The sequence below is a fragment of the Egibacteraceae bacterium genome (genome assembly GCA_035540635.1).
Taxonomy (GTDB): domain Bacteria; phylum Actinomycetota; class Nitriliruptoria; order Euzebyales; family Egibacteraceae; genus DATLGH01.
The window spans coordinates 19,737-44,974 of sequence record DATLGH010000092.1 but is presented as its reverse complement, the minus strand read 5'-3'; the positions used below and the strand labels follow the sequence as shown (position 1 = coordinate 44,974).

13 protein-coding genes and 1 tRNA gene are annotated in these 25,238 nt (G+C 71.1%); 4 read left to right on the top strand and 10 right to left on the bottom strand.

What is annotated here, in order from left to right; all coding sequences use genetic code 11:
• From VM324_14520 to VM324_14510, 3 genes are all read left to right on the top strand, one after another.
• On the top strand, positions 1–1,152 hold the full coding sequence (locus VM324_14520) for a PD-(D/E)XK nuclease family protein (GenBank protein ID HVM00504.1): 1,152 nt from the start codon (positions 1–3) through the stop codon (positions 1,150–1,152).
• A 272-nt stretch (positions 1,153–1,424) separates the two neighbouring features.
• Positions 1,425–2,123 carry a hypothetical protein gene (locus VM324_14515; protein ID HVM00503.1) on the top strand — a complete coding sequence of 233 codons (699 nt, stop codon included), beginning with the start codon at positions 1,425–1,427 and terminating at the stop codon, positions 2,121–2,123.
• 224 nt (positions 2,124–2,347) lie between these two features.
• Positions 2,348–4,069 carry a hypothetical protein gene (locus VM324_14510; GenBank protein ID HVM00502.1) on the top strand — a complete coding sequence of 574 codons (1,722 nt, stop codon included), beginning with the start codon at positions 2,348–2,350 and terminating at the stop codon, positions 4,067–4,069.
• 84 nt (positions 4,070–4,153) lie between these two features.
• Here the strand turns inward: VM324_14510 and VM324_14505 are convergent, their stop codons facing one another.
• Genes VM324_14505 through VM324_14490 form a run of 4 tightly spaced genes read right to left on the bottom strand, consistent with a single transcriptional unit; the run spans position 4,154 to position 13,626 of the window.
• On the bottom strand, positions 4,154–9,280 hold the full coding sequence (locus tag VM324_14505) for an FtsK/SpoIIIE domain-containing protein (GenBank protein HVM00501.1): 5,127 nt from the start codon (positions 9,278–9,280) through the stop codon (positions 4,154–4,156).
• Positions 9,281–9,323: 43 nt separating this feature from the next.
• Positions 9,324–10,979 carry a hypothetical protein gene (locus VM324_14500; protein HVM00500.1) on the bottom strand — a complete coding sequence of 552 codons (1,656 nt, stop codon included), beginning with the start codon at positions 10,977–10,979 and terminating at the stop codon, positions 9,324–9,326.
• The gene (locus tag VM324_14495; protein HVM00499.1) at positions 10,976–12,805 is read right to left on the bottom strand and encodes a hypothetical protein; all 1,830 of its coding nucleotides are present in this window, start codon (positions 12,803–12,805) and stop codon (positions 10,976–10,978) included. Before VM324_14495 ends, VM324_14500 begins: the two co-directional genes overlap by 4 nt.
• Positions 12,802–13,626, bottom strand: a complete 825-nt coding sequence (locus VM324_14490; protein ID HVM00498.1) for an XRE family transcriptional regulator — start codon at positions 13,624–13,626, stop codon at positions 12,802–12,804. Before VM324_14490 ends, VM324_14495 begins: the two co-directional genes overlap by 4 nt.
• A gap of 772 nt (positions 13,627–14,398) precedes the next feature.
• On the opposite strand from VM324_14490, the gene VM324_14485 reads away from it, so the two are divergent.
• The gene (locus VM324_14485) at positions 14,399–14,581 is read left to right on the top strand and encodes a helix-turn-helix domain-containing protein (protein ID HVM00497.1); all 183 of its coding nucleotides are present in this window, start codon (positions 14,399–14,401) and stop codon (positions 14,579–14,581) included.
• 94 nt (positions 14,582–14,675) lie between these two features.
• Here VM324_14485 and VM324_14480 read toward each other — a convergent pair whose 3' ends face one another.
• The 6 genes from VM324_14480 to VM324_14455 all read right to left on the bottom strand — a co-directional run bounded on the left by VM324_14480 (position 14,676) and on the right by VM324_14455 (position 25,212).
• A complete protein-coding gene (locus VM324_14480) occupies positions 14,676–15,995 on the bottom strand; it encodes a hypothetical protein (GenBank protein ID HVM00496.1) in 1,320 nt (439 codons plus the stop codon).
• Positions 15,996–16,262: 267 nt separating this feature from the next.
• Positions 16,263–16,336, bottom strand: a tRNA-Met gene (locus tag VM324_14475).
• A 48-nt stretch (positions 16,337–16,384) separates the two neighbouring features.
• Complete coding sequence (locus VM324_14470; GenBank protein ID HVM00495.1) at positions 16,385–19,375, bottom strand: UPF0182 family protein; 2,991 nt, start codon at positions 19,373–19,375, stop codon at positions 16,385–16,387.
• Positions 19,376–19,433: 58 nt separating this feature from the next.
• Positions 19,434–21,005, bottom strand: coding sequence for a DivIVA domain-containing protein (locus VM324_14465; protein HVM00494.1), 1,572 nt, complete (start codon positions 21,003–21,005; stop codon positions 19,434–19,436).
• A gap of 72 nt (positions 21,006–21,077) precedes the next feature.
• Positions 21,078–22,397 carry a hypothetical protein gene (locus tag VM324_14460; protein ID HVM00493.1) on the bottom strand — a complete coding sequence of 440 codons (1,320 nt, stop codon included), beginning with the start codon at positions 22,395–22,397 and terminating at the stop codon, positions 21,078–21,080.
• Positions 22,398–22,500: 103 nt separating this feature from the next.
• Positions 22,501–25,212 (bottom strand): ATP-binding protein, encoded by a 2,712-nt coding sequence (locus VM324_14455; protein HVM00492.1) that lies wholly within the window; start codon positions 25,210–25,212, stop codon positions 22,501–22,503.
• Positions 25,213–25,238: the final 26 nt, after the last annotated feature.

The following is a 25,238-nucleotide window of genomic DNA, read 5'->3' as shown; positions in this document are numbered from 1 at the left end:
ATGCCGGCTCCGCCGCCGCTTGAGCTGACGACGATCTGGACCGTAAGCCCCAGCCTTGCAGAGCTGCTTCGGCTCTGCCCTCTTCGGGCTGGCCTGTCCCGCTTGGAGAACGCCACTGCACTGGTACTCGGGAATCCGAAGGCGTGGCTCGGTACGGCGTATCACGAGGTCCTCGCGGCCGCGGGTGCGCACGCGAGCGACGCCAGCGCAGCCGACGTATGGGAGCAAGCGGTCCGCGAACAGCACGAGCGCGCGGAGGCGCACCCACTCAACCGCCGGTTCGGCGTTCCAGACCGCTGGCCCGGCTACCACCTCATCCGGGCCATGGCGCTGATGCGGGCGCATGAGATCGGGGGTGACGGAGGTGCTGAGGTGGCCAACGCAGGTATGCCACCGGTTGTTGGCGACAGCCGCCCTACGAATCGTCACGAACGATGGCTCACAGCCGCTGGCGGCCGACTTGTGGGGCGTCCAGATCTGCTGCGGGGCGACGCCGTCATCGATTACAAGACCGGCGACGTGATTGAGCACCGAGAGGACCATGTCGTGAAGGCGACGTACGTCCGGCAGCTTCAGCTCTACGCGTTCCTGGTCAGAGACTCGACTGGGCGCTGGCCCGCCCGCGGCGTGCTCCTTCCGATGGAGGGCCTTCCTGTCGAGATCGAGTTCGACGCGGGGGACTGCGAGCGAGTGGCGGCGGAGACCCTTGAGTTGCTCGACAAGTACAACGACGCAGTCTCGGGTGGTGCGGGCGTTCTTGACCTTGCGAGCCCGTCGCCCGAAACGTGCCGGTGGTGTCCATTTCAGTTGGTCTGCCCGGCGTTCTGGGCAGCCGCCGGCAGCTCGTGGCGTGAGCACCTCGGGACAGCGGCAGTGGGCGGCCTGGCGTCCTCGGTGCCGGAACCGATTCACAGCGGATCAGCTCTCGCGCTTCAGTTGCGAGTTGACGAGGGAACCGAAGAGGCGGGAGACGTTGCCGCGCTCTCCCCACTCTCACCAGCGACCTATCCCGTGCTTCGTCAGGTACAGCAAGGAACGCGCATCCGTGTCGTAGGCCTCGCCAGACGGGCGGGCGGCACCCTAATGCCCACCAATCGCACGGTCATTGCCAGGGTGGACGATCTTCCTCAGATCGTCAGCACAGCTCCCTGATCAGGGCGTTCGCGCATTTGACGTTTCAGTCCGTACTCACCGCTCACCAGCCCGTACCGCCCGTGGCGAAAGGAAGGTGTAGATGGACTCCGGCCGGGTCGACAGGCGGACGGCGGCAGGGTCCGAGTAGGCCGATGACGCCCGACGCCAGCGTTGGCGCGGTCGGTGTTTGTCAACATCTGCCGACACGCGGTCGTGCGGTTGCCAAGCCGGCGAGCCCGGGGGCCCGGAATCCCGACTCGGCGTCACGGCCCGCCGCGTACTCTCGACGCGTGAGGGCCATCACACCGAACTCCGACGAGCGCCATGCGGCGTTCTGTGCGCAGTGCGGCGGCTTGCCGCGGACGCGTGACCACGTCCCGCCCAAAGCATTCCTTGACGAACCCTTCCCCACCAACTTACCGGTGGTCGGGACGTGTGGGCCCTGCAACTCAAGCGCGTCAGTCGATGAGGAGTACGTCGCCTGCTTGATTGAGGTGGCCGCATGCGGAAGTGCCGTACCGGAGGACCTCGAGCGGCCACGCGTGCGCCGCGCGCTCGGACGGAGCGCCGCGCTCGCCGCCAGGTTCCGAGCGGCCCTAGACCCGGAAGCCGTCACCGTTGAGGCTGAGGCCGGTCGCGTCCGCCGGGTGGTCGAGAAGATGGCGCGCGGGTTGTGGGCCTACGAACTCGCTGAGCCTGCGCTTGGGATGTCGGCGCGCGTCGGCTTCCGGCCGCTGCACACCATGGATGGCAGCACGCGCAATGCGTTCGAACACTCCCCGCCACCAGCGGTCTTCGCCGAGGTAGGGAGCCGCATGATCACACGACAGGCTCTCGGCCTTTGCGAAGGGAACGTCGGGGCAGCTCTCGGCTGGCTGCTTGTCCAGCCAAACCGGTTTCGGTACGCGGTCGAATTCGACGAGAGGAGCATCGTCAAACTTGTGCTGCGTGAGTACCTTGCCGTCGAAGTCCGGTTCACTGAGCGATGAGCGCACTGCCCGCCACCGCGCGCAAACGGCTGGTGTCTTCGGCTCTGAACGCGTTGCGTGCCGTGCCGACCCCGCCCGCACCGGTCGTTCCCGTGACTCGGGTGCAGTGGGATCAAGCGCTTCGGGACGCCGGACTAGTGAGAATAGCTGAGCGAGCCGAGTCGACTGTTCTCGCACCCGCGCGTGCGGTAATCGGCGCTGCGCTGGCGGACGATGCTGCCGGATTGAGCACCGCCGCTTCAGCGCTCGCCGAGCAAGTGACAGGTTTCACGCTCGATCTCTGGTGCCTTTCAGCGCTCGGTCCCGGGAACACCGCCGTTCCGATCCGTGACGCTGCTTTCGAGATCGGGATGGCAGCCCTTCAAGGAGTCACTCAACCAGCCAGCATCGACATCCGGAGCTGGGACGAAAGGATGCGAGCCGCATTCGACAGCCTGCTCGGGTGCAATCCGCCCACCGTGGTTAATCCAGTTGAGGCTCTCTTCGGCGTCTCACGCGCCGCAGTGTGTGACGCCCGCGGGGTGTTCTCGCCGGCTCGGGTCGTCGCCTACTTCCACGGCCGCGAGGCGGACCTGACGCGCATCGTTGATGGCGTGCTGGCGCTCATCACTTCGAGCCCACCGAACCCGATTGACGGGCTCCGCGCCGCCGGCGCGCTGTTCTTGGGACCGCGGCCACTCCTCTCTTTGCGTGCGGCGGTCCAGGTGAGGTCACTTATCGCAGATCTACTTCTCACCGATCCTGAGGTGGCCGCGACGCCACTGCGCGATCTGAAGTATCGCGTAGATCGCAGCGCGGCCAACCACGCCGCGATGCTGAGGGTCACAGCGCAGCTGGAGGAGGCTCGGACCCTTGCCGAGCAGGCGCCGTTGCGCCTCGACCTGTATCGCAGGATGGTCGAAGGTCAGCTTCGGCCATGGGCATGGACGATCCTCCGGCTTCGCGGGCGTGACCTCGACAGGATGCCCGAGCTCGCATCCCTGCGCGATCAACTTTTGGCGGACGGCCACCCACTGAGCCGTGAGGCGGCAGGCGTGATCCTCACGTCAGCGCGGAACGCGTCCGCCCACGAGGACTTCGAATGGGACGGCAGACGCGGGGTGCTATTGGTGGGGGAGGCCGAGGTGGCCGTCGACGAGCTAGTCGAGGCAACCGAGCGCGCGTACGCCCTCATGTCGGGCGCCGAATGCGGTTGGACATGTGCTCGTTCCGAATCCGACCTTCTCGGCCGATTGCTCGACATCCATCGACCGCCCAACACCGGAAAGGTCATCGATCTTCATGGCGCTTTGGCGCGCTTCGGGACGAACGGACTGCACGTTCACGATTGGGAATTCGACAACGGCGTCCTAACTGTGACGGTCGATGATGTCCCGTTCAGCGCGATCGAACCTTGCTTCCAAGCCGTTCTCGAGGCGTCAGGCCGCATCAGCCCCGACCGCGTCGTCGTGATGACCCAAAAAGCGCCTGAGCCGGTGATTGACCTGTCGCGCGCAGCGATCGAGATCGCCGACAAGGTCTGGCGCAAAGCCGTGAACTCGTTCCGTCCGCTCCCTCTCTGCACGTTTCTGCCCGCTAACGCAGCGAATCGCCTCGCAGTCGAGACCCCGGCATCCGCTGCGGCGGCGGTCGCCTGGCTCGCCCTAAACGATGCAGCGCACGCCTTCAACGAGGCATACGACGGCTGGGGAAGCGAGCGCCGGGCCGCTCGGCTAGCCGCTCGCCTCGAACTCGTCGCGGACGCGATCGATGGCGCACGAGCAGTCCTGCCCGCCGACGCTGCTGCGCCGTTGTCACACGCTGCGCGCCTGGTCTCCAACGCTGCGCTGGCGATCGCATCGCGGAGTACCGCCGGACTCGACGTTGCGGAGGGTTCGATCAGGACTTACTTGGATGCGTTCGCGATGCCGTCACCGATGCCGATGATCGGTGAAGCTGGCGGGTGATCAGGCGCGATGCGTTCGGTGCTCGGCATACTGCTTCCGAACGCAGTCGGCCAGGATCACGGACCGAGCCATGCCGGCTAGCCGTCATCGTCCCGGGTTGAGCCACCTCCCGATCGCGCGGCGGGCGTCCTCGGCCGTGGCAAGGAACCCCTGCAGTCGCTCTGCGTTGCCGCCATGATCGAAGATCAGGTCGCCACGGTCTCGCAGGCGCTCCGCGCCGCCGCGGCCCAGGATCGTGACGGAGTCCTGCGGCGCCTGGACCTTCAGCGCGACGCGGGCCGTCAGGTTCGCCTTGATGTCACCCGTGATCACATTGACGCTCGGTCGCTGCGTGGCGAGCACAAGGTAGATCCCGAACGCGCGGGTGATCTGGCCGTAGCGCTGGATGAGCCCCATGAAGCGGGCCCTGTTCTCGCGGTCGAGTGAGGTCGCGAGGTCGGCGAACTCGTCGACCACGACGACAATCTGAGGGAGTTCTTCCGGCGCGTGCCCGGCTTCGTAGTACTCGATGACGTTCGTGACGCCGGCGCCGCGGAGGATGGGGAGGCGGTGCTGGCGCTCGTGGTCGATGGTGTCGACGAGGGCGATGAGAGCTTCCGCGGGATCCGTCAGCACGCCGCCGAGCATGAGGTGTGGGAGGTCCTCGAACTGCAGGAAGTCCACCTGCTTGGGGTCGACCACCATGAGACGGAGCTGCTCGGGCGTGCGGGTCCGTACCAGGCTCGCGAGCAGGGCGCGGAGGAAGACACTCTTGCCGCTGCCTGTCGCGCCCGCGACGAGGAGGTGTGGAAGCCGCGCGAGATCCGCGATGCGCACGTCCCCGGAGGGGGCCATACCGACGAGGAAGTCGAGAGACCCTGGCGCGGTCGCTCGATCGAGGAGGTGCTCGTAGTCCGCGTAGGGAACGGTCTCACGCTGCGCCCTGGGCACATCGACGGTGATGAAGTACGCCTCCTGATCGACGAGGACGCCCCCGCCGGCCCCAATCTCGCGACCGAGATCAAGCGCGAGGCGCTGGACACCAGCGAGCGCCTGCCGGCCGAGCGGTCGGGTGCGGAAGCGAATCACTGAGGGGCCGACCTGCGCGAGGTGGGGCTGGAACGGCTCGAGGTCGAGCCCGTACTTGGCAGCCGCGCGCGTGAGCTCGCCGGCGAGCCGCTCGGCCTCCTCGTCGCCATGACCGGTGCGGCGAGGGGGCGGCTCTGGCACGCCAGCCGCAGCGCTCCCCGCGTCGCGCCCGCCGCCGGCGGTTGCATCGCCGGCCGGGTCCGCGTGGCCCGCCGCCCCCGCGGGCGCCGCGCCTGGCGCGGGACCACCAGCAGCCGGCGGTCCACCCGTAGAGCCACCGGTACCCCCGCCACCAAACGTCGCTGGTTCCCAGCCGCGTGGCCGGGCGATTGACCGGCCCGCAGCGATGCTGTCCAGCGCGGTGCGGCCGACACGGATCATTCCGAACGCCGATCCAACTCCCGGAAGCATCACGCGCGCGGGCTCGGCGGTGCTCTGTGCCTCGACCGAGATGACGTCACCGCAGACCGGCTCGGACCCGACTGTGTACTGGAGCTCGAGGCGGAATCGGCCCGCGGCGATGTCTGCGAGCGCGGACTCGAACCAGGCTGCGTCGCCGCCGGTATGGAGACCGAAGGCGCGGCCGCGAGTCCACCCCGCCCGGATCACCTCGGCAAGATCCCGGCCGCGGAAGAGTCGCGCTGGGCCTGAGGTGTCGAACAGAGCTCGGAGGCGGGAGGTTCCGGTCTCGAGCTCCGCGCGTGCTTCGGCAGCGCTGGGCTGCCCGGCGCTGCGGAACTTCACCTCGACGAGCCGGGCCGTCACGGTGACGCTCGCGAGGTCGTCCCTGGCGAGATGGAGGTAGACGAGGTCATCGCACGACGGGTGCTGACCGGCAGCGGCGGCGCGGCGCTCGACGGCGTCCCACACTTCCTCGAGCGGCACGATGACTCCGGCGCCGGGGCAGATCTCGAAGCAGCGCTCCAGGTCGCGCAGCACGGCGATCGCGGTAACCGTCCCGACGCGTTCACGCACCTGGTGCGGCGCCTGCCGCAACAGCTGGAGTGCCCACCGGCCCGATACCCCGTTGAGAACCTGGAGGATGCCATCGCGGCCGGCTGGCGTGAGGGTCCCGAAGTCAGCGAGCGCGACGGATAGCGCGTGGTGATATGGGGTGACCTTGCCGGTCACGGTGATGGCGTCGAGGCCGGGATCGCCCGGGTCATCGCTCTCGCTGTAGTCAACGATGTAGAGCGGGTGCGCGGCCGCCGGTGTGAACGCTTCGAGGCCCAGGAGGCGGTCGAGGTGGACGATCCAGACCGAGGAGTCGTAGATGGCGGCACCATCTCCGGAGTGCACGACGGTCGTGGGCATCCGGGTGAGGCCGTCCTGTACGAGTTCGCGCGGTTGGCCGCCGACGAGCTCGAGGAGCCCGCGCGTGACTGACGCGAGAACCGAACCGGGCCGGCCGGCGCCGGAGTCGCCACACGCGGCTGGGGCGAAGGCGCCCCATGCGAACGCGGACTCGCCCCCCCCGGAGAGCATGGCCCGCCCGGGCGCGGTCGCGAGCCCGCCGACGTAGGACGTCGGCGCGCGCTCTCCCATATCCACCGGCCAGGGCGTCCGCTCGCCGCGGGAGCGGAAGAGGAACGTGACGTGGTGGAATCCGCCAGCGTCCGGTGACCCTGCCTCGGTAACCCGGAACCGTACGCGCTCGCGGAGCACGCGGTCAGCGAGGTCGTCGCTGATGCCGTCCAGGAGTGTGCGGATGGCGCGTGGGATCTCGCCGTCCCCGACGATGCTGACGTCGAGGACAGGCCTGGTCAGCGCGGGCCCGCCGCGCATCGTGCGGGCGTGGGTGATGTCGGGGCGGTAGAAGGCGCGCAGGGCTTGGAGGACCGTGGTCCCATCGCCGGGGTCGTGGAACGCGACCGCGATGCGCTGGCGCGGGTCGTTGTACGCCGGGTACACGTCGAGGAAGAAGCGGAGCCGGTTCGAGATGAGCCGCGGGTCGTGCTCGGACAGGGATCCCGGCTGGTACATCGGCCGGTATGCGCGCCAGAGGAACGCCGGTGAGGGGGCGCTGTCGAACCACCGCCCGTCGAGGTTGAACATCGGCAGGAGGTGGCGAGGTGTGATCGCCGCGCTGTCGCCGCGGGATGGGAGCTGCTGGCTGGTGACCCACCCTTCGGCCGCCTCGGCGAACGCGAGGTAGAAGGCGACCGTCTGCGGGTGGGTCGGCGCGATGAAGATCTCGCCTGTTGGCGTGTACGTGATGGTGTCCGCCAGCAGGATCGAGTCGTACTCCGGCCGGTAGCGCTCGCCGCGGGGTACAGCCGCCAGGAGGTCGCCGTAGGTTTCGCAGTACGCGAGCGCCTCCGTCCGTGGCAGGTCAGCGCCCAGGGCGAGAACGGTGCCGCGCGTCGCCGCGACGGCGAAGAACGACGCGCGCGCGTCAAGGAACGCCCTAGCCTGCGGGGCGAGGGGGCCCGCGTCGCGCAGCGTGAGGTCGTCGAGCTGCTCGATCACGCCGGTGGTGCTGAGGGCGAACGCCGTGGCAGCGGGAGACGCGAGGACCTGCCGCTCGAGATCGAGCCCGTCGTGACTGCGGACCAGCTGCCCCGCGAGCTCGTACGCCCAGCCGCCGACGAGAATCGGGGTAGCCGCGGTGAAGGTGACCGCTCCGACGTCCGGGGATTCTGATTCGCGCGCCGCGTCGATGCGTGCGTGGACTGGGGACGGCTGCGCCGGGCGCGTCTTGGCCCCGCCGCCGTCACCGCCGTCATCGATGTCGTCGCCGTCATCGTCGCCGTCATCGCCGGTGCCGCCGCCGTCGTCGCCGTCGTCGCCATCACCGGGCTCGCCCGCGAGCAGCAGTGGGACGGTTGCGTCCTCACCGAAGGACGTTGCGGTGGCGGTGATCATGCCGGTGGCCTGTCCGGGGAGGGTGACGGTTGCGGGGCCCAGGAACTGGCCGGCCGCGCCGACGGCGAGGATTTCGGGTTCGCCGCCAGCGACGACGAACGCGGCGGCCGCGGTGTCGATGTCCAGGCGGCGCTCGACGGGGAACCAGCTCCCGCTTCCGAAGTACGCGAGGAAACTCAGGCGGGACCGCCCTGCCGCGGAATGCAGCTCCGCCGAGCCGGCCGCCCAGCCAGACCCGGCGATGGTGATCGCCAGCTCGCGGCCGGTGATCTCGGCGCGCGCCGCGCCGGCTTGCCAGCTCACGGCCGCCGTCTCGGTGCCGTCGGCGGTGCCGGCGAGCCGCACACGGAAGGTCCCCGACCCTCCCGGCAGCCAGATCGCAGCTACCGGTTCGCCGGCGACGACCGTGGAGACCGCTGGTGCGATCGTGATGTGGAGCGGCGACGCGATCTCCAGCCCGGGGGCGGGCGCGGTGCCCTCGACTTCCGACAGCGTGAAGCTGGCGAAGTCCGGGCCGTGGGGTCCGAGGGAGGAGGAGATCTTCGCTGCGACGGCCTCGCTGATCGTCGGCTGCGTTGCGAGGGCGTGATCTAGGTCGCTGCCCGGGGCGGCCCAGGCGGTGATGCGCTCGCGCCATCGCGCGCCGCGGGAAAGCCTTGCGGCCCAGTCGCCAGCCACGTGAGGGTCGGACAGGTGGGCGCCTAGCCGGTGCAGCGCTCTACCGGCGGCCTCCTCGGAGGCCCAGTCGTCCGAGACGAAGGCGAGCAGCTGGTCCAGCAGGGTCGCGCTACCGCGCCGCTGCGCGATGTCGGAGACGACAGCGTCGAGCAGCCCGCTTGCGGGACCGGGTCGGATCGAGACCCTGGCACGGTTGGCGAGCTCGGTCCAGGTGAGCTCGGGAAGTGAGTCCGCGCCCTCGGAAGCGGTGAGCACCGTCTCCACAGGCGCCGGGTCGAGCGTGATGAGCACGCGGGTGTCCGCGGGCTGCCGCGGCCCGGCCTGGAAGGCGGAGCGCAGTGCCGCCGCGAAGCCCTGCGACCCCCGGTTGGCGCTGACGGCGAGCGGACTGACCAGGTACGGGACGACGGTCGCCGCGCCGGCCGTGATGGCGCGGAGCGTGTACCCGGCTCGTGGTTGGAGCTCATGCTCGGGCTTGCCGAGCACGACCGAGAAGCCGGGCACGAGATCGACGTCGCGGTCGGACCGAGCGAGGAGGGCGCCGTGGATAGAGTCGAGGTCGAGGCCGAGGTGGCTGCTCAGGACGATCCTGCGATCCACGCTGCTGGCGGCTGCGGCGTCTAGGAGCGCCTCCGCGGCGAGGTCAGAAGATGTGGCGGACATAGTTTGATTCCCCGGCGTCGGAGTAGCGGGTGAGCATCCCGAGTTCCTCGAGACGCGATGCGAGGAGGTCCGTCTCGGCGCGGTCTTGCGGTGCGAGGCCGTACTCGGCCAGCCGCGTCAGGAATGTGTCGAGCGCGATCGTCTCGTCCTGGCAGATGAGCTTGACAAGAAGGAAGAGCATGTCCTCGTCGAGCTCGAAGTAGTAGAGGCTCCCGTTCTTGCGGAGGATCGCGCCTTCTCCGGGCCGGTGCGCGAGCTGGTGTACGACGTCGCGCGACGTGTGCTTTAGCCGCGAGCGGCGGATCTGGATGACCGCGGATTGCAGCGCGAACGGACCGGGCTCGCGCGCCGCGATGTGAGCGATGGTGCTATCTGCAGCGTCTGCGTCGCCGGCGTAGAGGACGCTGAGCGCGGCCGCAGCGGCGTCGAACTCCCGGAGGAGTTCCTGCCGGAGGCCGAGCTCGGCGGTGATCGCAGCGGGGCGGGGGGTGCCCTCGCGGCTGGCGGTGCCGCCGACCGCGGCCCACGCGCGCTCGAGGAGGTTGGCGGCGATGATGTTCGCTGGCATTGCCAGGAGGCGGTCGCGGTCGAGTGCCAGGTAGGACTCGCGGCTCGGTGACGACAGCGAGATCGCGCGGAAGCCGCGTGTGGGCGCCCGCATCTTGATGGCTCCGGCGAGGGGGCACGCGGCGAGACCAGTGCAGGGGCATGCCGGGGTCGCTGCCTCCCCCGTTGTGGCGGCGGCGAGTGTTTCGAGCTCGATGCCGAGCACGAGCGCGACGCGGTAGTAGTAGGTGGCGAGGTGGAGGCTGATCACCTGCGTGATCGCGGCGATCCGGTCGGCGCGTGGCAGGGCCATCCGGATGACGGTGGCGAGGTCGCGCTGGAAGAGGGCGAGCGAGTGCTGGCAGAACGGCCCCCCGCTGCTGTTTTCGAGCGGGCCCAGCATGCTCCCGGCGCGGTCGATGAGCCTTTCACTTGAGAGTTCGCCGGTGTCCCCGGCGAGCGCGCGGGCGGCCTCCAGGAAGAGCGTGTCGAGGAGCGTGAGCCCATCCTGGCTTGCCACGACCTGGAGCAGCTCGTCGATGAGCGGTGTGTTGACAGCGGTGCCGTCCCAGCAAAGGAACGGGAGGATGTAGCCGGCGAACATGCGGTACTGGGCGGCGTTGAACGTCTTGCCGTCCCGAGCGAGGCGCTCGTTCCCGCGGGGGGTCTTCACAAGCACCGAGTGGGTGTACGCCAGGGGAAGGTCGGCGTGGTACGGCAGGAGGAACGGGCGCTTGGATGGCTCGGTCCAGTACTCGCCGCGCATCGCGTCAGCCACCGTGCCGACGGTCCGCGCCCCGGGGAGGCTGATGTAGTCCTCGAGGTCCGACCGAAGCTCCTCGTCGAGCCGGTGTGGCGTCGTGCGCTCGGGACCCGCGTCCTGGATCGCCGTGAAAAGAAGCTTCTCGCGCTGGTCACCGCGGGCGGCGTAGGGGAAGGCATGCCGCATGCGGAGGTTGTCCCAGGCACTGCGCGCGGGGAGAGGCACGCGGTGCCCGCCGACGTCGAGCGTCGCGCCGTCGATCTCGAGCGCGACGCCAGTGCGCTGCGTGATACGGGTGAGAGCGGTAGAGACAGCGGGGCGGGTCACAGCACCTCCTGGTCGCGGTAGCGCCGGTTGCCGCGACGCTCGTGGAGTTCGAGGCGCACCCGCCGGCCCGTGCGCCGGTCTGCGAGCAGGAGAGGCTGCGAGTGGTCGCGCGCGGCGTGTGCGCCAAGGGCGGCCGCGGCGCGGCGCAAGCTGTAGAAGCGCTCGAGCGCGGCAGCCGACGGCAGTACCCCTCTCGTGGCGTCCCTCAGTACGCGGTAGAGCGAGTAATTGACCGTGAGCGAGATGTCCTTGCGCTCGGTGTCCGCGGCGATTCCGAGTTCGATGGCGAGTGGGCGGTAGCCGACAACGCGCGCGCCACGCGGGTTCCGCTGGACGACCGGGTCGTCGAGCACTTCGTGGGTTTCGCCCGCCCGCATATCGACTCGGACGTGGACCGCGACGTCCCGGTCGGCCTCGTTCCCTGTCCGGAAGTAGGTTTCGGAGCGGACCTCCTCGCCGAAGCTCCGCGCGAGCGCCTCTCCCGCGAGTTCCTCGAGCGCCGCCACGCGCTCACCGAAGTCGCCTGACGCGTACTCCTCGAGCAGCTCAGCGAACCCTGCAAGCTCTGGGTCCGCCGGGGCGAGGTCGCCTGCCAGGACCGCCGCGCGCGCGAGGGCGCGGCAGATAGATCGTCGCCAGCCCGAACGGAGCGCCGCGGCGAGCTCTCCCGAGCGCACTGCCGCCGCGATGAGCGCGATCGCGTCTCGCGAGGGGCCACCAAGGTGGCGCTCGAGCGCTGCAGCATCGGCGCCGGCATCGATACCGGCCTCGGCGACCACGTCGTGCGTGGCGCCGTCAGCCGCGAACGTCGTGTCGCGGTCTCGCAGGAGGCTCGCGAGCCCGTGGTCGACGGGTGCCTCGAACACGGAGTTCGGGAGCACGCGCAGCCAGACCTCGCTGAGCGCTTCGGGCCCGGGGAGCATCGCCACCTTGGCGATGCGGTCGCAGGGGTCCGGCTCGGAGAACTCGGCCCCGCCGAGGGTGATCGCGGCGGCGGCGTCCCACAGGGCCCTTGGCGCCAGTGGGCGGCCGCGCTCGAGAGCGAGCCGGTCAACCATCGTGTCGAGCGCGGCCGAAGGCTGTTCGGCGCTGAGGATCTCGGCATTGGTGCGGACCCAGCACCACGGCCGGACGCGGCACGTATCGCAGCGGGGCGCACCCTCGAGGAGGCCCGCGGGATCACCCGGGTCAAAGGAGCGGAGGATCCCGCGGAACAGGGTCGCGGACGCGCCGGTCGTGGGCCGCTCGTCGAGGTTTGCCACGAGGATCGACGCCGCATAGGCCGGGTCCGGGGTTCTCACTGAACGGTGCGGGACACCGAGCGCGCCCAGGAGCACCTCTGCGAGGTCCGCGAGCCTGGTGTACGCGCCCGGGTCGGTCTCGCGCAGGTCCGCGACGAAGCGGATCACCATGCCGGTGTTCATGGCGATGAGCAGGGGCGGCCCGCCAGCCGGCGCGGCGCCTCGCTCCAGTGGCGCGAAGAACTCGCGGAGGCGGGTGACCTGCTGCTGGTCGGGCCGCTCGCTATGGGTGGCGTCCTCGATGACCCGTTCCGGCCGCCCCTCCCAGGGGTTGCCTGGCCTCGCGAGGAGGTTGCCGATCGTGAAGGACTTGCCATCGCCGGCCGATCCGGAGATGAGCACCAGGCGGAGGGCGCCACCCTCCATCTCGGACAGGATGGCGTCCTCGACGCCGGTGGGCACCGCGACTCGCTGCTGGCGGTCGCTGAGCTGCCCCGCGATCACGACGGAGTCCGCGGCCGATGACCGCACGGCGAGGACCGCCCCGATCGGGGAAGGCAGCGACCGGTCAAAGGGTTGAGTCATCGCTCGTCGACCTCCGCGATCTCCGCGAGCCGCCCATCCTCTCCGAGGCGGCGCGCGATCATCCACAGCGGAACGGCGAATCGGACCGCGGCAGCGGCGAGGAACTCCGAACCGTCGGGATCCCAAAGGTCGTGCCGCCGGCCCTCCTCGCGGGCGAAGTTCCGCAGCTCGGCCCGCGGCACCAGCAGGAAGCCGGCGAGGGCGGTGGCGTCGAGCTCGGCGTCGGAAGCGCTCTGGAGGTCACACGCCGGCGCGTCGCTCAGGGCGAGGTGGCCCACCGCGTGCGCTAGCAAGAAGCGGTGGCGAATGGCGTCGGCGGCATGAGGGACGGAGACCCGGTGACCGGCCAGGAACTCCACCGCAGCCGACATGCCGGGCTCCATCCGCCAGCCCAGCGCTGCGAGCACGCGGCGTGGGTCGACCGGCCCGCGTGGCGGCCCCGCCAGCCGCGCGCGGACGCGCTCGGCGATGTGGGCGATGTGGAGCCGCCTGAGCAGGTGACGGGTGTCGGATGGCAGCTCGCCAGGGCCGAGCGCGAGCCGGATGTCGCGATCTGCGAGCGCCGCGATCACGCTACCGGGGAGGGCGTCGGTCAGCTCGAGCAGGGGACCGGCATCAACCTGGAGCGCGCCCGCGATGCGCTCGATCAGGTCTGGTGGTGCGCCACGCTCGCCGGCCTCAATGCGCGAGAGGTGCGCCTGCGAGACGCCCGCCTCCCGCGCGACCGACCGCATGCTGCGGTCACCGCGGGCGGCGCGCAACGCTGTCGCGAGCGGGCCGCGTTCAGGGCTGCTCGCGGGCGCCTGTCGTGGTGCTGTCACCAATAAACCTCCCGGAGGCATGATGCACTCCAAGAAGGTGAGGGTGTGATGCCTGATGCCGCAATAGGCATCGAACGCCCTGCAGCGTGAGAAGGGACGCTGAGGCAGAGCCTAAGGTCAACCCTGGACCAGCTTGAGGCGTGAAGCGCTCAGGCGGCGCCTTCCGACCGGTACGGCACGGGCGGGGGGCGCAGCCGCGTCAAGGACTTACCTTGTCGCGACCGCGCGGGCGAGAGCAGGGGGCACGGCATTGGCGACCTGTAGCGGCTGGTTCGCCCGAGGCCCGCAGAAGAAGTAGGTGTCGGGGAAGCCCTGAATCGTCGCCGCCTCACGCACGGTGATCGAGCGGGTGCTGGGTAGGGTAGGCGCCGCCTGACCGGCGACCTTGATCGACGTCACATCGCCGCCGTGCCGATGGCAACTCCCTTCGGACATCGCGGCCAGACGTGGGCGCGTCGCAAGAGTGATGGAAGAGGTGACAACCGTGGCGGAGGAACACGGCCTTCTCACGGCAACCGGTCAGCCTGCGAGGTGAACCGATGGCAGACACTGCAGTAGCCCTGGGCGACGCCCTCCTGTCGCCAGAGCACCTCGCCGATCCACCTGGCCGTCCCGCTAGCGACGGTGTATCGCTGGCGAGCCGAGAACGCCAGGCCGCGAGGCGCGTGGTGAGCAGGTCTGCTACCGACGATGGGACCCGTGAAGCCCTCGCGCAGCTCGATGGGATCAAGAGCCCTGCTGCCGCATGAGCCCCGGCAAAACGGGAGGACCTGTGAACGAAACCCTGCTGTCCGTCGCGGAAGCCTCGGAGCTGTTGGGCGTCAGCCAGATGACCGCCAGGCGGCTCCTTGACAACCGTGAGATCGAGTACCTGAGGATCTCCAACATTATCAGGATCCCGCAGGAAGCGCTGGTGTCTTACATGGACGCCGCCACGGTGAAGCCTCTCCGATGAGCGAGTCCCCGAGCGGCTCCTGGCGACATCGACCGGGTGCCCCGCGGGCGATGGAGGGTGATGCGTCCGGCCGAAAGCCCATGCTCGGCCTCTCCTACCTGGCCCGCGGGGAGGAGTCGGGCCGGTAGCGGCGGATCGCCTCGTCCACGCTCATCTCCTCCAGGGAGTGGGAGTTGGCCTTCATGCCCGTCAGGCGCTCGGGGCGGAAGCGGTAGTAGATCTGCTGGGTCATCCGCAGGTCGTGGTCAACGTGATGCGCCACCGCGGGCTGGTCCCACGGCTCACCCGTCATGTCGCCGTCGATGAGGTGGACGATGCAGGTGTTCCTCAGATCCTTGGCGAGGAACCCGGTCAGTCCGGCGTCCTCGAGCGCGGGCACCCACACCTGCTGGCGGAAGTAGTCCTTCGTCGCGGGCTCGTCAGGGAAGGACAATGGTCCCTGCGAGGCCTCCCAGAGCCGCTTGGCCCAGACGTTGGATACCCCCAACTCCTGTCCGATGGCAACCCAGGTCCAACCCTCCGCGCGCATCAGAGCCGCCTTCTCGACCTTCGCCGGGTCCAGCTGCCGCCTTCCGAGTCGCGGCCACAGGTAGCCGGTGATGCCGTGGGAGTCCACGTACTCCCGCAGCAACGGTCCCAGCGGACCGAGCAGGTACCTGGGCCCGGGGACACCGTCGGTCTTGATCGAGCGGCGCATCAGAGTGCCGCGGGTCCAGTTCAAGTCGGCGGCTCGAACCTGGAGGACCTCGCTGATGCGCATGCCCTGGTAGTAGGCCGTCAGCCATGCCAGCGCGAAGTCCGGGAAGGCGGTCCCGCGGCGGCGGCGGATCGCGTCGAAGACGTTCCAGATGTCGGCCACCTCGTAGATCTCGGGGGTCCGGCGACGTCGGATGCGTGGCTTGTTGGCTGCCGTCATCGCGTCAAAGGGGCTGCGCTCGATGTACCGCATGTCCACGGCATAGGCCATCACCAGCCGGAGGGTGGTGTAGGTGTTGGCGATGGTCGACTCGGCTCGTCCCTGCTCGCGCATGGTGACCATCAGCCGGGTGATCTCCTCGCGGGTCACGCTCTCGACGCGGTGGTTGACGAACCCCCACTCACCGTGTGCCGGGACGATCCAGGCGTTGAGCGCGCCCTTGTGTCCGACGATGGTCGCGCTGGCGATGTCGGCGATGGAGAAGTACCAGTCCTGCCACGCCTCGGCGATCTCGACGAAAGGCGTCCTCGGCCCAGTCGGACGCACGCCGGCCTCGTCCAGCTTCTTCAGCCGGGCCAGCTCCTGCCGGGCGGCCTTCTCCGTCGGCCAGCGGGTCTTCGACGTGCCGAAGCCCTTGCGCCGCACCTCGAGCGTCCACTTGCGCTCCCCGCCCCGCTTGTAGATCGAGTGCGACGTGATGCGCTGTGTCTCACCCACGGCTTGCCCGTCCCTGTGCTCGGGTCATGCAGGGAGTTGCCCCCGCGGGACGCGGCGGTGTGACGCCGAGCGCGGGACGGATCCTCGAACCAGGGGCACCGGAACGGTCGGTGCTACAGGTCCTCCACGGAACGTGGTTCTCGGGGAGCCCCAACGACCCCATCGGCCCCGGCGGCCCCGGCGCCGTACTCCCGATGGTACTCCCGAGGGTGATGTGGTGGCCGGACGAGCTTCGAGCGAATGCCCGCTGACCTGGCCGTTTAGTAGTTGCGAGGGCGGGATTTGAACCCGCGACCTCCGGGTTATGAGCCCGGCGAGCTACCGAACTGCTCCACCTCGCGTCCTCGACGGTAGCAGCGCCCCGAAAGCATCGCAACCTGGTCGCACGGTCAGGCGGCCGGGGCCTCCGGGTCCTCGTCCGCGGCGTCCGTCGGCTCGTCCATGTCCGTGGCGGCGGGCGCGGCGCCGTCCATGAGGTCCTGAGCCCGCTCGAGCAGGTCGTTGGCGGCCCGGGTCTCGTCGCGGTAGGTGCCGAGGTCGCCGTCGCGCAGGGCCTCCTCGGCGGCGGAGAACCGCTCGAGCGCCTGGCGGATCAGGGTCGCGACCTGCGGGTCGAACGTGCCGGTTTCGCCGTCAGGCGCGGTTCTCGGCTCTCGCTGCACGGGCAGTTCGTCCGCGGCCACGCCCTCGGGCAGGTCGATGCCGCCGGCACCCTCGCCGAACATGACCACGAGCGCGTCGCTCAACGTGTTCTCGAAGACGACCTCCTGGCCGAAGACGAGCGCCACCGCCCGCAGCTCGGGGATCTCGCCCCGCTCGGCGCGCAGGAAGAACGGCTGGGCGTAGAGCAGCGAGTCCTCGATGGGGATGACGAGCAGGTTGCCGTAGATCACCCGCGACCCCGACTGGCTCCAGAGGGCGATCTGGCGGGCGATCTCGGCGTCCTGGTCGATCTGCGACTGCGCCTGGTTCGGCCCGAACACCGTGCGGTCGGGCGGCATGATGTAGGCCTTGAGCTGGCCGTAGTTCTCGCCGTCGCTGCGCCCCGCTAGCCAGCCGATGAGGTTCGGCCGGTCGAAAGGCGTGAACGGCTGGATGAGGGCGAACTCCTCGTCCTCCTCGCCGGGCAGCCGCATGAGCAGGTAGTACGGCCGCATCTCCCGCGGCCGCTGCTGCTGGGCCGCCGGCAGCGCCTGCTGGTTGGCGGTGAACGCCTCGTCGAGCGGCGTCGTCCAAACGTCCTCGCCGTAGAAGAACTGCTCGGCGTCGATGATGTGGTAGCGCTCGAACATGGAGGCCTGCACCCGGAACATGTCCTCGGGGTAGCGGAAGTGGCGCTGGAGATCCTCGCTCGCCTCCGCGACCGACGTGAAGCTGTCGGGGAAGACGTTCATCCAGGCCCGGATGACCGGGTCGTCCTCCTCGACGACGAACAGCTCGACGGTCCCGTCGTAGGCGTCGATGACGGCCTTGACGCTGTTGCGGATGTAGTTCGCCTGACCGGTCAGCCCAGGCAGCTGGCGGGTCTGCTCGACGAGGACGAGCTCGCCGTCCGGCCCCTGAGTCGGCACGAGCTGGCGCTGCTCGGCCAGCGTGTGCTCCGCGAGCTCGATGCGCTCGGAGTACGGCACCATGTCGGTGGTCGTGTAGGCGTCCTGCACCCATTTCACCCGCCCGTCGACGGCGACCGGGTAGGGGTCGTGGTCGTACTTGAGGAACGGCGCAACCGCCTCGACACGCTGGCGGATGTGGCGGGTGAACAGCACCCGCGAGTCGGGGTTGATGAGGTCGCTCAAGAGGAAGTTCGGCTCGGCGAAGCGCAGTGCGAAGGCGAGGCGCCCGAGCGGCCCCCCGATCCGCACCCCGTCCTGCCCGGTGTACTCGTAGGTCGCCGGGTCCTGCCCCTCGACGGGGTAGTCGAGCTCGCGCTGGTCGGTGTTGATGATCGAGTACTCGGGCGGGTTCTCGCCGAAGTAGATCCGCGGGTTCTCGATCTGCAGCTTCTCCACGCCCTCCGGTGGGATGTTGCGCACGAAGAAAACCGGCTGGCCGCCCCGGTCGGCGATGCTCACGTCGCTCGCCACCAGCCCGAAGCCGTGCGTGAACACCAGCCGGCGGTTCTGCCAGTTCTGCACGGCGGCGGGCAGGTCCGTCTCGCTCAGCTCACGGACGCTGATCATCACCTGCTGGAGGTCGTCGTCGATCACGTAGCGGTCGACGTCGACGTCGCGGAAGTCGTAGTAGGTCCGCAGCTCCTGCAGCTGCTTGTAGGTGGTCTGCAGCGTTGCGGGGTCCCACATCCGGATCGACTGCATCGTCCGCTGGTTGTCGGCCACCTGCTGGGGCGTCAGCGACGAGGCGGCGGGGAAGCGCTCGAACTCGACGTCGTCGTCGATCACGAGACCGAAGGCGTAGCGGGTCATCTGCAGGTTGCGGTCGATGAACGGCCGTTCGCGCGGGAGCTCCTGGGGCACCACCTGCAGGCGCTGGATGACCGCCGGGTACACCCCGGCGAGCACGACCGCGGCGACGACAAGGATGCCCACACCGGCCGAGGGCAGCAGCCACCCGCGGAAACGGATGTTGACGAGGAACAGCACGACCGTCACCGCGGCGATGACCGCGAGCAGCTGCAGCGCGATGAGCTGGGCGTTGACGTCGGTGTAGGACAGGCCCGTGACGGTCCCGCGCTGCGAGTAGCTCAGCATGTACCGGTCGAGCCAGAAGCCCCAGGCGCGCACGGCGACGAGGCCGGCGAGCAGGATCGACAAGTGGACGGCGACCTGCGGGGCGATCTTCTGCCCCGGCGACTGGGGGCGGATGCCGCCGAACAGGTAGTGAGCGACCGCCGACAGCACGGTGGTGAGCGCGAGCGCGGTGAACAGCCACGAGTTCACCAGCGCGTGGAACGGCAGCACGAAGACGAAGTAGCCGACGTCGCGGCCGAACTGCGGGTCCGCGATGCGGAACTCGGTCGCGTTCGCCCACAGCAGGTAGGTGTCCCACTCCCCCACCATCGACAGCCCCGACAGCACACCGATGAGCAGCGCAACGCCGAGCAGCAGCGGCCGGGCGAACGGCTCGACGGCCTCCCGGTAACGCTCGACGCTCTCCTCCTGCGCCGATGGGATGCGGTAGGGCGGCGCGAGGCGCCGCGCGAGCATGAGGTTGCCCGCGAGCAGGCCCGCCATGAGCAGCCCGGTGACGAGACCCAGGCCGACACGCGTCGTGAGCAACGTCCAGAACACCTGGCTGAAGCCGAGGCTGTCGTACCACAGGACGTCGGTGTAGAAGGTGGCGACCCGGGTCCCGAACACCAGCAGGAGGACGACGAGCCCGAGGAGGAGCAGCCACCAGCGGCGGCGGAGTTCGTGGATCACCGGCAGGTTCCGAGGATGCGGCGGTCGCCGCGACGGCCGCGACGCGGCTCGGCGTTGCTCATGGAGAGGACTCCGATACGGGGACGGTTGTGCAGCTGCAGCCGACGTGGACGGGGGGGACCTCGTGGCCGCTCGGATAGGTGGCGCCCATCGCCACCACGCCGGCCTGGTCGTTATGGCGACAACGCGCCTCAGGGCACCGGGGTTCCCGCCCGAGCACCCACCGCCGGTGCGTGATGCCGCCTGCGGCCCACGCGTCGATCAGGCCGAGCTCGTAGGCGCGCATGAGGTGCGTCGTGGCGAGCTCCTCGGCGACGCTGCTGCGCAGCTCGGCGAACACCGCGGCCACCCGGTCGAACAGCGCGGGCGGCGGCTCGTTCGTGGAGCGGCCCATGCGCAGCGTCGCGGCCAGCGGGCTGCGAACCCGTTCGGCGGCGTCCGAGCGGAAGTCGGCCACGAGGTCGCGGTCGGCGGACGGATCGGGCAGCTCGCGGTCGGCGATCAGCGAAGCCACATCGGTGCCCGCACGGTAGGCGCCCGCCAGTGGATCCGCGGCCGCCGCGGCGATCGTGCTCAGCTCGTCGTCGCCGGGCAGGAGCATCGTCGGCTCGGCCTCGCCGCCCGCCCGGCGCAACCGGTCGAGGGTCACGTTCTGCACCTCCTGCAACGCGCGCTTGATGGCCCGCAGCATGGTGGGGCGCAGGGGGGTGAGCGCCGACCCGCGCAGGCCGTGGGGGTCGGACGGGTCGTCCGCCGCCTCGTCGAGGGGGATGACGTCGGCGAGCTCGTCGACCGGGGGCTCGCTGACGTCCTCGGCCGCAGCCTCCGGGGCGGAGGAGGTCTCCACCGGTCGTGCCGCGTCACGGGGCTCCCCCGCTCCGCCCGCCTCGCCCCGCGCCTCCACCGGCGTGACCGGCGCCTCGTGGCCCGCGGCGGCGCCGTCACCGGTCGCGCGCGCGTCTGCCGACCCCGGCGCGTCGACGGTTGGTCCCTCGTCGATGTCGACAGGGTCGGCAAGGGCACCCGGGGGCGGCTCCGCCGGACCCTCTCGCGCCTCGTCGGCGCCCCCCGCGCCGCTGTCGGTGCTTTCGGGCACCGCCGCGCGCAGCTCGGCCGTCAACGCTTCGCGCACGGTGGCCGCAACGGGTTCGGCGAGCTCGGCGAGCACCCGGTCGAGCGTGCGCCCGACCTCGCGCAGGTGCTCGGAGAGCTCCGCCCGCGCGGCCTCGAGACCGGCGACAACCGCCTCGACGGCCTCCCGGCGCTGCTCGCCCTCCGCGATGATGCGCACGGCTTCCCGCCGCGCCGCCTGCACCTCGCGGTCGGCGTCGACACGGCCCTGGCGGATGATCCCCTCGGCGGCCTCCTTCGCCGCCTCGAGGATGCGCTCCGTCTCCCGGCCGATCCCGGCGAACGTCCCGGTCTCCTTCGGCGGCTCGTCCGGGATGTCGGCAGTAGGCGGCTCGACGTCGCGTTGCGCCCGATAGGCGGCTTCGGCGTCCTCGAGGCGCCCCTGCAGCTCGCCGACCTGGGCGGCGACCTCCGCGAGGAACGAGCGCACCTCGGCGCGGTCGAATCCTCGCAACGAGACGAGGAAGTCCCGCCCTTCGATCTCCTCGGGGCTCAGCACGCCGATCCCTTCGTTTCCGGACGGACCTGCGCAGTCTAGTTGACGGTGCCGAGAAGCCTCCCGGCACCCGCCTCAGGGGATGGCGAGGAGGAGGTCGACAACCGACTCGACGAGGCCCTTCGACGGCTGCCGGCCGAGCAGGTCGGTGGGGTTCGGCGCGGGGCCCGGTGCGCCGCCGGGCGGGTCGTCGGCCTGCCCACCACCGGGTGGGCCGGGGGCCGGGGCGCCCGGCGCCGGCTCCTGCCCGGTCGGCGGGGGCGGTGGCCGCTCCTGAGCGGGAGCGGGCGGCGCAGGAGGCGCGGGGTTCGCAGGCTCGGTCGCCCCTCCGGGGGCCGGCGCCCCCGGCTGCGGTCGGGGAGCGGCGCCGGGCGCGGTCGCGGCGGCCGGGGGTGACGCGCCCTCGACCCGGGCGACCCGTGCGCTGTAGCGAAGCTGAGCGGCGTCGACCACCTCGGCGAGCCGGCGCGCGGTGATCCCGAGCTCGGTGGCGACGAGCCCCCACCGCGCGCCCGCGGACCGCAGCTCGACCACCCGCTCGAGCGCTGCGGCGATTGCCTCGGGCGTGTCCGCGTCCGCCGCCGACTGGGCGACGAACAGCAGCAGGAGCGCCTCGCCGGGCGGGCCCACGCCGGCCGGCGTCGCGCCTCCGCGCACCGCCCGGGCGACCAGCGGGACGGTGCGCTCGGGGGCGACCGCAAAACCCGCGTAGAAGTCCTCGGACCGCGGCTCGGTGCCGTACTCGTTCGTCAGTCCGCGGACGAGCCGCTCCGCCTCGCCGTCGAAGGCGATCGCGTCGGCCAGCAGCAGCCGGTCCCATGGGTCGTCGTGGCGGTAGGCGAGCGGCTGCCCGGAGGGCGGCAGGCGCCGCGAGGACAGCGCCGCCTCCCGCAGCGCGCGCACCGTGCGGGTCTCGGGAGGCCGGTGCACGCGGATCTCGCCGCGGTAGACCCCGATCCGGGGGGCGATGCCCGGCGTGAGGCGGTACACGCCCGAGCCGTCGACCTCCACGTCGGTCCAGCGGGTGTCGAGGTCGCCCTTGCTCTGCACGAGGGCCTCGCCGCGCAGCAGGTCGAGCCGGTTGTCCTCGAGCACCGCCGCCGCCTGCGGGGCGAGCCACACCTCGCCGCCCCGGAACGCCAGACGCGCCTCGCTCTCACCGGTGCGCACCCGGGCGCCGCCGGGCACCTCGTCGCCGACCGACAGGGGCTGCCAACTCGTGCCGATGGCCACCTCGACCGCCTCACCGGAGCTGAGGCGCGCGACCGCCTGCCCGCCGAGATCGTCACCGCCGCTGCAGGCGCCGACGAAGAGGACGGCCGCGAGCGGCACCAGCAGCGCCCGGTTGCGGCGCACGGAGCAGGTGTTGGTGCCGCTGCGGCGGGGGAGGACCATGGACAGGCAACGCTCCGGGTAGAGGCAAGGACGTCGTCGGACAGCCCGCGTTCGAGCGCCATGGTAAGTCGCTCCGCCCCTGCCGAACAGCCGCCCTATTTGACTAGCCCGCGCCCCGAGCCGGCTCCGACGCCTTGTCGTCGACCTCCTCCTCCTTCGCCGCGGAGTGGTCCGCGACCGGCAGCAGGAGGTTCACCGTCGAGCCGCAGTCGGCCTGCGACTCGACGGAGGCGTCCCCGCCGAGCCCGTCGACGATGCGCCGAACGAGCGCGAGCCCGAGTCCGAGGCCGCCGTAGTGGCGCGTCTCGCTCGCGTCGACCTGGTAGAAGTCGGAGAAGATCCGCGCCGCGGTCTTCGGCTCGATGCCGACACCGCGGTCGCGGACGGACAGGCGCACCATCGGCGTCGGCAGGTCCGTGTCGAGCTTCGCGGTGACGGTCACCGGCTCGCCCCCCGGCGAGAACTTCACCGCGTTGTCGAGCAGCTCGTCGAGGCAGCGGCGCAGCATGCCGGCGTCGACGAGCACCGGCGGCAGGGCCCGCGCCACCCAGCGGTGGAAGTCACGCTCGGGGTGGCGGGCGCGCCACTCGTCGAGCGCCTCACCGACGAGGTCGGACAGCGCCACCGGTTCCCGCTTCAGGCGCAGTCGCCCGCTGTCGAGCGCCGCGAAGTCGACGACCATCTGCACGATCCGCTCGAGGCGGGCGGAAGAGGCGAGGATCTGCTCGGCGAACCGGCGGGTCGCGTCGAGGCCGACGTCGCGCCGGGCGAGCACGTCGGCGTAGCCCTTGATCGGCGTGAGGGGCGTGCGCAGCTCGTGGCTGACGTTGGCGAGGAACTCCGTCTTCATGCGCTCGATCTCGGCTTCGCGCGTGACGTCGCGCAGCACGAGCACCCGCCCGAGCACCTGCCCGTCGGGGTCGCGCACGGGAGCGGCCGTGGCGGCGGTCGGGACCGGCTCGCGCCCCTCGCGCTCGAGCAGCAGCTGCACGGCGACGGCCTCCTCGCTGTCGGGGGCGCCGAGGGCCGCGGTCGCCGCGGTGTCGCCCGGGCCCCTGCCCCGCAGGACCTCCTCGAGCGGCAGCCCGAGGACGTCGTCGACCGCGCGGCCCACGAGGCGCTCGGCGGCGGGGTTGAACGTGATGATCCTGCCGTCGGCGTCGACGGCGACGAGCGCGTCGCCCATCGACGCCGTCAGCGCCTCCATGCGGGCGCGCAGGCGGGACTGGACGGTCGCGGCCTCCCGCAGCTGCGCGGACTGGGCGGCGAGCGACACGGTCATCTCGTTGAACGTGCGCCCGAGCTCGCCGACCTCGTCGGGGCTGTCGATGGCGGCCTCCGCCTCGAGGTCGCCCTCCCGGACGGCGGCCGCCGCGGTGGTGAGCCGGCGGATGGGCGCCACGAGCCGCCGGGTGACGAGCGCCGCGACCGCCCCGGCGAACAGCGCGCCGAGCAGGGCGAGCAGGAACAGCCGCTGCGCCATGTCGTGCTCGAGCTGGGCGATGACGTCGGAGGTCGAGACGGCCACGACCCGCCCGACCGGGTCGCCACCCGGGTCGCGGATGGGCTGCGCCGCCGCGTACCACACGCGCCCGTCGGCGGTCAGCGCCTGGCGGGTCGCCCCGTCGGCGAGCTGCGCGACGATGCGCGGCGACGCGCTCTCGACCCCCTCGGAGGCCGCGGTGAAGTTCTCGCCGGTCTCGACGATGACGTGCACGTCGGGCACCGCCGCGCTCTCGACCCACACGTCGTCGGCCACCCGGCCGGTGAGCAGGACGCCGAGCACCTCCTCGGGGGTGTCCTCGAGGCGCACCGCACCGACCGCGACGATCTGGCCGGCGACGGTGATAAGGTCGCCCGCCGCGGCCTCGCCGCCGAGGACCCGCTCGACCGTGGGGGTGCCCGCGACACCGAGGACGAACGAGTCGACGGCGAGGTCCTCCGTCGGCGAGTAGGCCGACAGCTTCTCCCCCCGGGGACCGAGCAGCACGAAGAAGTCCTGCGTCGAGAAGAACGCGTTGTACGCGACGGCGAGGAGGTTCTCGTCCTCGGGGCCGATGCGGAGGAACCCCTCGCCGGCGGCCGCGAACGGGCCCCCCGCGCTGACCGCGTCCTCCGGCCAGCGTGCGATCTCCTGCGCGAGGCGCTCCGCGGAGCCCTCCAGCCGGCGCAGCTCCTCGGCGACGAGGTCCGCCGAGCCGAGGCCCGACAGGGTCCCGGCCATCAGCACCACGACGACGAGCAGGCTGCCGACGAACGCCGTCACGAACTTCGCCTGCAGCCGCCGGGCGCTCGCCTGCCACACCCACGCCCCGAGCGCGAGCGAGCCGGCCAGCACGAGCCAGCTCGCGGCCGTCGCGGAGGTATGCGCCACCCACTCCGCGGCCCCCCAGGCGAGCAGGGCGAGCCCGACGAGCGCGGTGCGCCGCCCGCCGACGAGGGCCCGCAGCCCCGCCAGGCCGCCGGCCACGGCGCTCACCACGGCGGCGGGCAGCGGCGCGACGGGGATGAGCACGGCCGGGCTGCTCAGCCGCGCGACGTCGCGGGTGGAGAGCCCGACCGCGACGAGGACGAGCCCGGCGGCGCGCAGCCAGGCGACGGTGTCACCCAGGCCGGTGACGAGCGCCCCCGACAGGCCGTGGCTGACCGCGATCGCCACGGCGCCCACGGCCGCGAGCGTCGCCGGTCCCCGGCCGCCCGAACCGGCCGTGGGCCGTCCGGGGCGCGTGAGCACGATGATCGCCAGCCCCGCGGCGGCGAAGAGCGCGAGCAGGCTGGCGGCCAGGTGCAGGGGCGTCAAAAGGCTGGCGGCCATACCGACCCAGTGTACGGGTGGACACG